At 69.7% G+C, this 7111-nt stretch carries 9 protein-coding genes and 1 pseudogene; 1 reads left to right on the top strand and 9 read right to left on the bottom strand.

From position 1 onward, the window contains the following. From ACFE86_RS20385 to ACFE86_RS20345, 9 genes and pseudogenes are all read right to left on the bottom strand, one after another. Positions 1 to 701, bottom strand: a pseudogene (locus tag ACFE86_RS20385) (PrkA family serine protein kinase); the annotation flags it as partial. A 221-nt stretch (positions 702 to 922) separates the two neighbouring features. Then, complete coding sequence (locus tag ACFE86_RS20380; protein WP_375457148.1) at positions 923 to 1369, bottom strand: 4-aminobutyrate aminotransferase; 447 nt, start codon at positions 1367 to 1369, stop codon at positions 923 to 925. A 158-nt stretch (positions 1370 to 1527) separates the two neighbouring features. Then, positions 1528 to 1947, bottom strand: coding sequence for a hypothetical protein (locus tag ACFE86_RS20375; RefSeq protein WP_375457147.1), 420 nt, complete (start codon positions 1945 to 1947; stop codon positions 1528 to 1530). Between the two features lie 257 nt (positions 1948 to 2204). After that, positions 2205 to 2681 (bottom strand): MerR family transcriptional regulator, encoded by a 477-nt coding sequence (locus ACFE86_RS20370; protein ID WP_375457146.1) that lies wholly within the window; start codon positions 2679 to 2681, stop codon positions 2205 to 2207. A gap of 56 nt (positions 2682 to 2737) precedes the next feature. Then, on the bottom strand, positions 2738 to 3052 hold the full coding sequence (locus ACFE86_RS20365) for an integration host factor subunit alpha (protein ID WP_375457145.1): 315 nt from the start codon (positions 3050 to 3052) through the stop codon (positions 2738 to 2740). 121 nt (positions 3053 to 3173) lie between these two features. Further along, positions 3174 to 4151, bottom strand: coding sequence for a beta-ketoacyl-ACP synthase III (locus tag ACFE86_RS20360; protein ID WP_375457144.1), 978 nt, complete (start codon positions 4149 to 4151; stop codon positions 3174 to 3176). A gap of 93 nt (positions 4152 to 4244) precedes the next feature. Continuing rightward, a complete protein-coding gene (gene plsX, locus ACFE86_RS20355; RefSeq protein ID WP_375457143.1) occupies positions 4245 to 5279 on the bottom strand; it encodes a phosphate acyltransferase PlsX in 1035 nt (344 codons plus the stop codon). Between the two features lie 178 nt (positions 5280 to 5457). Further along, positions 5458 to 5961, bottom strand: coding sequence for a DUF177 domain-containing protein (locus tag ACFE86_RS20350; RefSeq protein WP_375457142.1), 504 nt, complete (start codon positions 5959 to 5961; stop codon positions 5458 to 5460). Beyond that, complete coding sequence (locus ACFE86_RS20345) at positions 5958 to 6518, bottom strand: ubiquinol-cytochrome C chaperone family protein (RefSeq protein ID WP_375457141.1); 561 nt, start codon at positions 6516 to 6518, stop codon at positions 5958 to 5960. Before ACFE86_RS20345 ends, ACFE86_RS20350 begins: the two co-directional genes overlap by 4 nt. Positions 6519 to 6729: 211 nt before the next feature. On the opposite strand from ACFE86_RS20345, the gene ACFE86_RS20340 reads away from it, so the two are divergent. Continuing rightward, a partial coding sequence (locus ACFE86_RS20340) for an outer membrane protein assembly factor BamE (RefSeq protein ID WP_375457140.1) occupies positions 6730 to 7111 on the top strand: 382 nt, incomplete at its 3' end.

The following is a 7111-nucleotide window of genomic DNA, read 5'->3' as shown; positions in this document are numbered from 1 at the left end:
TTGCCGACGAGGGACGAGATGTCCTGGTTGTTCTCGTCGCCCGGCTCGGTCTTGGCGATGGCAATCTGGCGCAGGCGCGAGGGCCGGACCTTGATCACCTTGAACTGCGAGATGTCGCCGTTGAACTCGTCGAGGCGCTTGAGTGCCCACGGGCTCATCAGACCGGTCAGCCGCCGGCGCGGGACACCGTAGCGGCGCTGGATTTCCTCGCCCATCGTCTCCGGGTCGAACAGCCCGAGCGGGCTCTCGAACACCGGCGAGACCTCGTTGCCGGCCTTCAGCACGTAGACCGGATGGACCTCCATCAGCGCCTTGAGGCGCTCGGCCAGCGACGACTTTCCGCCGCCGACGGGGCCGAGCAGGTAGAGGATCTGCTTGCGCTCCTCCAACCCCTGCGCGGCGTGGCGGAAGAACGAGACGATCCGCTCGATCGTCTCCTCCATGCCGAAGAACTCGTGGAAGGCCGGGTAGGTCCGGATGGTCCGGTTCATGAACACGCGGCCGAGGCGGGCGTCCTTCGAGGTGTCGACGAATTCCGGCTTGCCGATCGCGTCGAGGATGCGCTCGGCGGCCGAGGCGTACATCAACGGCTCGTCGCGGCAGGCTTCGAGGAATTCGGAGAGCGTCATCTCCGTGTCGCGGCGCGCTTCGTACCCGCGGGCGAAGCTCTGGAAAAGGTCGTTGGTCGCATGCATCGGCATTCGATAACCCTCTCAGACCGTCAACAGCTTCATCCTGTCCCGCCACGAACGCAACCGACAGGCCCGCCTTTGTCGCAGTGCGACGACGCAGCGTGTGATGCATGCAACACCGATCGGGCCGAATTGCGGCCTGCGCGAAGCTTAACCCATCGGGTTCCGACCGGACGCAGAAATCGGTCCGGCCGAAAAACCGTGCAGATTAGGTTTTCGGCTGCCTCCGATCAGAGATCGCTGCTGTCTTTCTTGGCATCGGCATCCTTCTTGGAGGATGCCGCCTCGACGGTGATCTTGATGTTCTGGGTCTGAACTTGGCCGTCCGCATTCTTGATCTCGAAGACCACCTCGTCGGCGCCGGTGAACCCGGCTTTCGGCTGGTAGAACAGACCCTGAACTGCGGTTTCCTTGTTCGGGCAACGATAGGAGCTGGGCGTCTTCTGCTTGCCGACCTTGGTGATCAGCGCGCCGTTCTTGGGCGCGCCCGAGACCTTGAACTCCGGCATTGGCCCCGGCGAGCAATCCTTCTTGAGGTTCGGGACGATGGCGATCCGCACGGTCTTGCCCGAGGCGACCGTCTCGCTCTTGGTGATCGTCGTCTGCGCGAGGGCGGGCGCGGCGAGCAGGAGACCGCCGGCGACGAGTGCGAGGACGGGACGGAAGGCGGGGCGTATGGCGGTCACGGGCAGGTCTCCGAAGCTTTTGAATCTCTTGGCTCGGCGCCCATCCCCCTCGTGGGGCGGCGTGCCGGCCGCGTCGATGTGGGGATGGCAGGCGCGCACGTCGAGGCCGCAGTACTCTGCGAGCCGGCGGGACCGCCGGCGGAAAAGACTTATTCCTGAAGGACGGCCGCCACGACGCCGGTGACGCGGGCGATCTGGCCGGCGTCGAACTCCCCCGCGAGCGCCGCTGCGAGGCGCCGCTCGACCCGGTGGCGCTCGCCGGCATCCGAGGTCGGGGTCACCGGGATGTCGCTCTCGTCGAGGCGGCAGACCCGGCGGATCGTCTCGGCGGCCTTGAGCAGGGCGTCGCGGTCGGCCGGTCCCATCTCCCAGAGCGGGTTACGCAGGCGGCTGACGACGCGCCGGGCGTCACGATACTCGCGGTCGATGGTGGTCGAAGCCTCGATCTGGCTGACGAGGAACGTCAGCTCCAGCACCTCGGACGCGGCGTCGGGACAGACGCGGACGATCCGCATCACGCGGCCGATCAGTTCCTGGGTGGGCGTCATCCGGCGGCTGGGGGCACTCATGCGGCGTTCAACGCGGACGAGCGGGCAAAGTTCGCAGCGATCCAACCGCGCGCGCCGGCGGCCGGGCCGAAAACGCATCGTTTCCGCAAGGGCTTGCGTCGAGCGGAGCGGAGGCTGAGCAATGCTCCGCGACGTAGGCACCGGTTCGTCGTTGGGAAGCGCGTCGAAACGGCTCCAGGCAGCATTCGGCGGAATGTCGCACGGGTTTGCGGCCGACGAACGCTGCGTCGACGACGGGATCGGAGCAGATCGCGCCGTCAGGCTTCGGGCGGGGCGCGCAAGGCTGCCAGAGCGGCCCGGCAGGCGTAGAGGTCCCGAAGCGCCTCCGCCAGCGCGGCACGGTCTGGATCGGCCGCGTCGTGGGAGCGGATCGGCACGTCCATGTCGGCCGCCGTCTCCCGGACCACGGGCGCCGCGGCGACCGCCTCGCCGCGGCCGACCGCCTGGACGAAGCGGACGCCGTTCTCCCTCAGGACGCGCTGCGCGCCCGCGATGGTGTAACGCTGCACATGGAGCAGGTGGCGGATGCCGGCGACCAGTTCGACGTCGGCGGGGCGGTAGTAGCGCCGGCCGCCGGCCCGCTTCATCGGCCGGATCTGGCCGAACCGCGTCTCCCAGAACCGGAGGACGTGCTGAGGCACGTCGAGGTCGTCGGCCACCTCGGTGATGGTGCGCAACGCGCCCGGGTGCTTGTCCGCCTGTCCGTGCTCGTCGGCGAGGGCAGGAAGCGCCATGGGGGGTCCGATTCGAGGGCGGGCTGATTCGAAGGATGGGGCGGAGCGTGGACGCGTCAGTCGTCGTGGGCGCCGCCGTTCAGGCCGTTGATCCGGGCCTTCAGCACGTTCGAGGGCTTGAACACCATGACCTGCCGCGGCTCGATCGCCACCTCGACGCCGGTCTTCGGGTTGCGGCCGACGCGCTTGCCCTTTGAGCGCACGACGAAGGAGCCGAACGAGGACAGCTTGACCGTCTCGCCGTCGGACAGGCAGGCACAGATCTCGGACAGCACGGTCTCGACGAGGGCCGCCGATTCGGTGCGGGAAAGGCCGACCTGCTGGTAGACGGCCTCGCTCAAATCGGCGCGCGTCACCGTCTTGCCTGTCATGCCTCGACCCCTCGCGGTTCTTGTGCGGAGACGCCGTTTACGACATATCCCTATGATCCGTCACGCTAATCCCCGGTCACGCCGTGGTCAACCGGGGCGGCCCGCGAAATCTCCGGGCCCGCTACCAGCGGATCAGCGCCGCGCCCCAACTGAACCCGCCGCCGATCGCCTCGATCATCACGAGGTCGCCTTTGCGGATGCGGCCGTCCTTCCGCGCGACGTCCAGCGCCAGCGGGATCGAGGCGGCCGAGGTGTTGCCGTGCCGATCGACCGTGACCACCACCTTGTCGCGGGCGATCCCGAGCTTGTCGGCGGACGCCTCGATGATCCGGCGGTTGGCCTGATGCGGCACGAACCAGTCGAGGTCGGCGGCGCAGACGCCGCCCTGCTCCAGCGCGTCGAGGATCACGTCCGTCACCGAGCCGACGGCGAAGCGGAACACCTCCCTGCCCTCCATGCGCAGGCGGCCCGTCGTGCCGGTCGAACCGGGGCCGCCGTCGACGTAGAGTTTTTCACGATACCGTCCGTCGGAGCGCAGGCTGGCGCTGATGACGCCGCGATCCGTGGATATGCCTGCGGCCTCTTGCGCCTCCAGCACGATCGCGCCGGCGCCATCGCCGAACAGCACGCAGGTGGTTCGATCCTGCCAATCTACGATGCGCGAAAAAGTCTCGGCGCCGACGACCAGCGCGCGCCGCGCCGCGCCGGTGGCCAGGAACTTGTCGGCGGTCGAGAGCGCGAAGACGAAGCCGGCGCAGACCGCCTGGAGGTCGAAGGCGGCCCCTTGCGCGATGCCGAGCGCCGCCTGGATCTGCGTCGCGGTCGCGGGGAAGGTGTGGTCCGGCGTCGAGGTGGCGCAGATCACGAGGTCGATGTCGCCGCCCGACAGTCCGGCATCGTTCAGGGCGGCCTGCGCCGCGCGGATGCCGAGCACCGAGGTGGTCTCGGACGCATCGGCAAGGTAACGCTGCCGGATGCCCGTGCGCTGGACGATCCACGCGTCCGAGGTCTCGACGCGCTCGGCCAGTTCGGCGTTGGTCACCACCCGCGTGGGCAGGCCCGATCCGGTGCCGACGACGACGGAACGCAGGGTTGGCATCAAAATCCTCCCGGAGCGGTTCGGGCATCACAACCATCGGTTGTTGAACCTGCGCCGTCCCGCTCTCCATCGGGTTAATTCATCGAACCGGGCTCAGGCCGGCGCGAGGGTCGGCGTCTGGTCGAGCATGTCGCGGATCGTGCGCATCAGGTCGTGGCGCGCCATGTCGTGGGCGAGGTCGACGGCGGCGGCGAACCCCTGCGCGTTCTCGGAGCCGTGGCTCTTGATGACGATGCCTTCGAGCCCGAGAAACACGCCGCCGTTGGCCCGGCTCGGGTTCATCTTGTCCTTCAGCGCGCGGAACGCCTGCCGGGCGAACAGCGCGCCGATCCTGGCCGAGAGCGTCCGCGTCATCGCGGAGCGCAGGTAAGACCCGATCTGCTTGGCGGTGCCCTCCGCGGTCTTCAGGGCGATGTTGCCGGTGAAGCCTTCGGTAACCACCACGTCGACGGTGCCGCGGCCGAGGTCGTTGCCCTCGACGAAGCCGTGATAGGCGAAATTCGGCAGATCGATCTCGCGCAGCAGGCGGGCGGCCTCCTTGACCGCCTCGTTGCCCTTCATCTCCTCGGTGCCGACGTTGAGCAGGCCCACGCTCGGCCGGTCGAGGTCGAACACGATGCGGGCCATCGCGGCGCCCATCACCGCCATCTCGACGAGGTGCTCGGCATCCGTGCCCAGCGTGGCGCCGACATCGAGCACCACGCTCTCGCCGCGCACCGTCGGCCACAGGCAGGCGATGGCCGGGCGCTCGATGCCGGCCATGGTCTTGAGGCAGATCTTCGACATCGCCATCAGCGCGCCGGTGTTTCCGGCCGAGACGCACGCCTCGGCCTCGCCGTCCTTCACCGCCTGGATCGCCCGCCACATCGAGGACTTGCCGCGCCCCTGGCGCACCGCCTGGCTCGGCTTGTCGTCCATGGCGACGGCGTGGGTGGTGTGGCGGATCTCGACGCCGCCCTTCAGCCGCGGCTCGGCGGCGACCAGGGGCGCGATCAGCGCCTCGTCGCCGAAGATCAGGAAGGTCGTCTCGGGATGGCGCTCGCGGGCGAGGGCTGCGCCGGGCACGACGGTCGCCGGTCCGTGATCGCCGCCCATGGCGTCGAGCGAGATGCACACGCGTTGGGACATGGCGGGTGGGTCGCGGCCTTGTTCTCTGGCGAAGGGCGCCGCGCGGGCGCGGCGGACGGGCGCCGGGACCGGCGCGGCGGAAAATAGCGATCCCGACCCGGCGGGCAAACGAATTCTGGCCGGCGGGCGTTTCAGGGTTCGTTCCGGGGCGGCGCGCGCTTCGTGCGGCCGCCCCGCCTCACGGCTCCTCGGGGCGCAGCCTGCGCAGGGCGTCGAACGGCTTGGCGTCCTCGCCGGCCTGGACCGCCTCGAAGACGAGGCCGGGCCTGCGCGGATACGGATCGATCCCGAGCGCCAGGAACTCGGCGGTCAGCACGCCGAAATCGATGCGGCCGCCGACGATCGGGTCGGGGATGTCGGCATCCTCGGCGTCGGTTCCGGCGAGCCGGTCGGCGTCGGTGAACGTCACCTCCACCGGCTCGGAGATGCGGGTCTCGAACGGCTCCAGGCTGACGGTGCAGACCAGGGTGACGGTGCCTTCGACGGTGCCGGTGACGGTGAGCCGGCTCGTCGGGCCATCGACCGCGAAGCGGCCGACGAGGTCGCGGATGGCGGGGATGCGGAAATCCTCGGCCAGCGCCGCGCACTCGGCCGGCGTCGCCGCGACGGTGACGGCGTCCTGCCCCTGCGGCAGCCGCGCGACGTTCACAAGCCGCGTGAGGGGGGTATCGCGCGCTCTCATCGTTCGTCCGGGGCGGGTGTCGCGAAGCCGTCCGCCCCGGGAAAGCCCGGCCCCGCGCCCAGCAGGGCGTCGAGGTCGGCCTGCGCGAGGGCGCGGTCGGCGGCGGTGACGTAGGCGGCGAGCCCGGCGGCGGCCTGCGGCGCATCGCTCCCGAGCACGTTGCGGGACAGCGCCGTGCGCAGGGCTGCCACGTCGCCGGCATCGAGGGCGGCGTCGTAGCCCGAGGCGCGCCCGTAGAACGCGGCGCCGAGCTTCTTCATCCGCTTGGGCACCCCGAAATCGCCGACGCCGAGTTCGCGCAACGACGCGTCGAGCTGGAGGAAGACCGCGTTGACGAGGTCCTGCGCCACGTCCGCGGCCGGCGGCGGCAGGCGGTTGAGGCGGCGCAGCACCAGGATGACGTGCAGGATCAAGCACTCGAAGCGCCCCTCGACACCGTCGGGCACGCCGAGCGCGGTGTAGAGCGCGGGCTGGCGCGAGGCCGCGTTGATGCGCAGGTGCAGCGTCTCGATGGCGCGGCGGCGCCCGTCGCCGCGGCGCAGGAATCGGGCGATCATGCGGTCCGCCACGGCCCGGTCGGCCGGCTCTCGGGTTGCGCTGTGGCCTGTGGCCGAGCTTGCCTTGTCAAAGCCATAACCCCGCGGTACGGCAACCCACGGTCAAGGTGCAAGCACGCATAAGGATCGCTCCGCGGTCGCGCCTCGGCGCGCCAAGGTTTCGGTACGCGCCCACAGCGTCCCGTTCCGTCAGCAAGATCAAGGGTGGCCGATGTCGCGCCGTCTCGTCCCGTCCCTCGCGCGTCTCGGCCTCGTCGGCCTCGTGGGCCTCGGCCTGTCGGGCTGCATCGGCGAGGAGCTGCGCCACGGCTACCAGATCGATCAGGCGGCGCTCGCCACCGTCAAGCCCGGCATGAGCGCGGAGCAGGTCCTGCAGACGCTCGGCACCCCGTCGACCGTCTCCACGGTCGGCAACAAGTCCTGGTACTACATCTCTCAGAACACCAGCCGCACGGTCCTGTTCCTCGGCGAGCAGGTCGAGGATCAGAAGGTGACGGCGGTGTACTTCACCCCCGCCTTCAAGGTCGAGCGCGTGGCCCTCTACGGCCTGCAGGACGGGCGGGTGTTCGACTTCATCGAGCGCACCACCCCGA

The organism is uncultured Methylobacterium sp. (assembly GCF_964244095.1).
Classification (GTDB): Bacteria; Pseudomonadota; Alphaproteobacteria; order Rhizobiales; family Beijerinckiaceae; genus Methylobacterium.
This window is presented reverse-complemented; position numbering and strand designations above follow the sequence as displayed.

What these genes read in the sequence shown, in the direction of transcription:
- ACFE86_RS20375 (WP_375457147.1), bottom strand. Translation starts at nt 1,947, where the DNA reads ATGAGTGCCCCCAGCCGCCGGATGACGCCCACCCAGGAACTGATCGGC.
- ACFE86_RS20370 (WP_375457146.1), bottom strand. Translation starts at nt 2,681, where the DNA reads ATGGCGCTTCCTGCCCTCGCCGACGAGCACGGACAGGCGGACAAGCAC.
- ACFE86_RS20365 (WP_375457145.1), bottom strand. Translation starts at nt 3,052, where the DNA reads ATGACAGGCAAGACGGTGACGCGCGCCGATTTGAGCGAGGCCGTCTAC.
- ACFE86_RS20360 (WP_375457144.1), bottom strand. Translation starts at nt 4,151, where the DNA reads ATGCCAACCCTGCGTTCCGTCGTCGTCGGCACCGGATCGGGCCTGCCC.
- plsX (WP_375457143.1), bottom strand. Translation starts at nt 5,279, where the DNA reads ATGTCCCAACGCGTGTGCATCTCGCTCGACGCCATGGGCGGCGATCAC.
- ACFE86_RS20350 (WP_375457142.1), bottom strand. Translation starts at nt 5,961, where the DNA reads ATGAGAGCGCGCGATACCCCCCTCACGCGGCTTGTGAACGTCGCGCGG.
- ACFE86_RS20345 (WP_375457141.1), bottom strand. Translation starts at nt 6,518, where the DNA reads ATGATCGCCCGATTCCTGCGCCGCGGCGACGGGCGCCGCCGCGCCATC.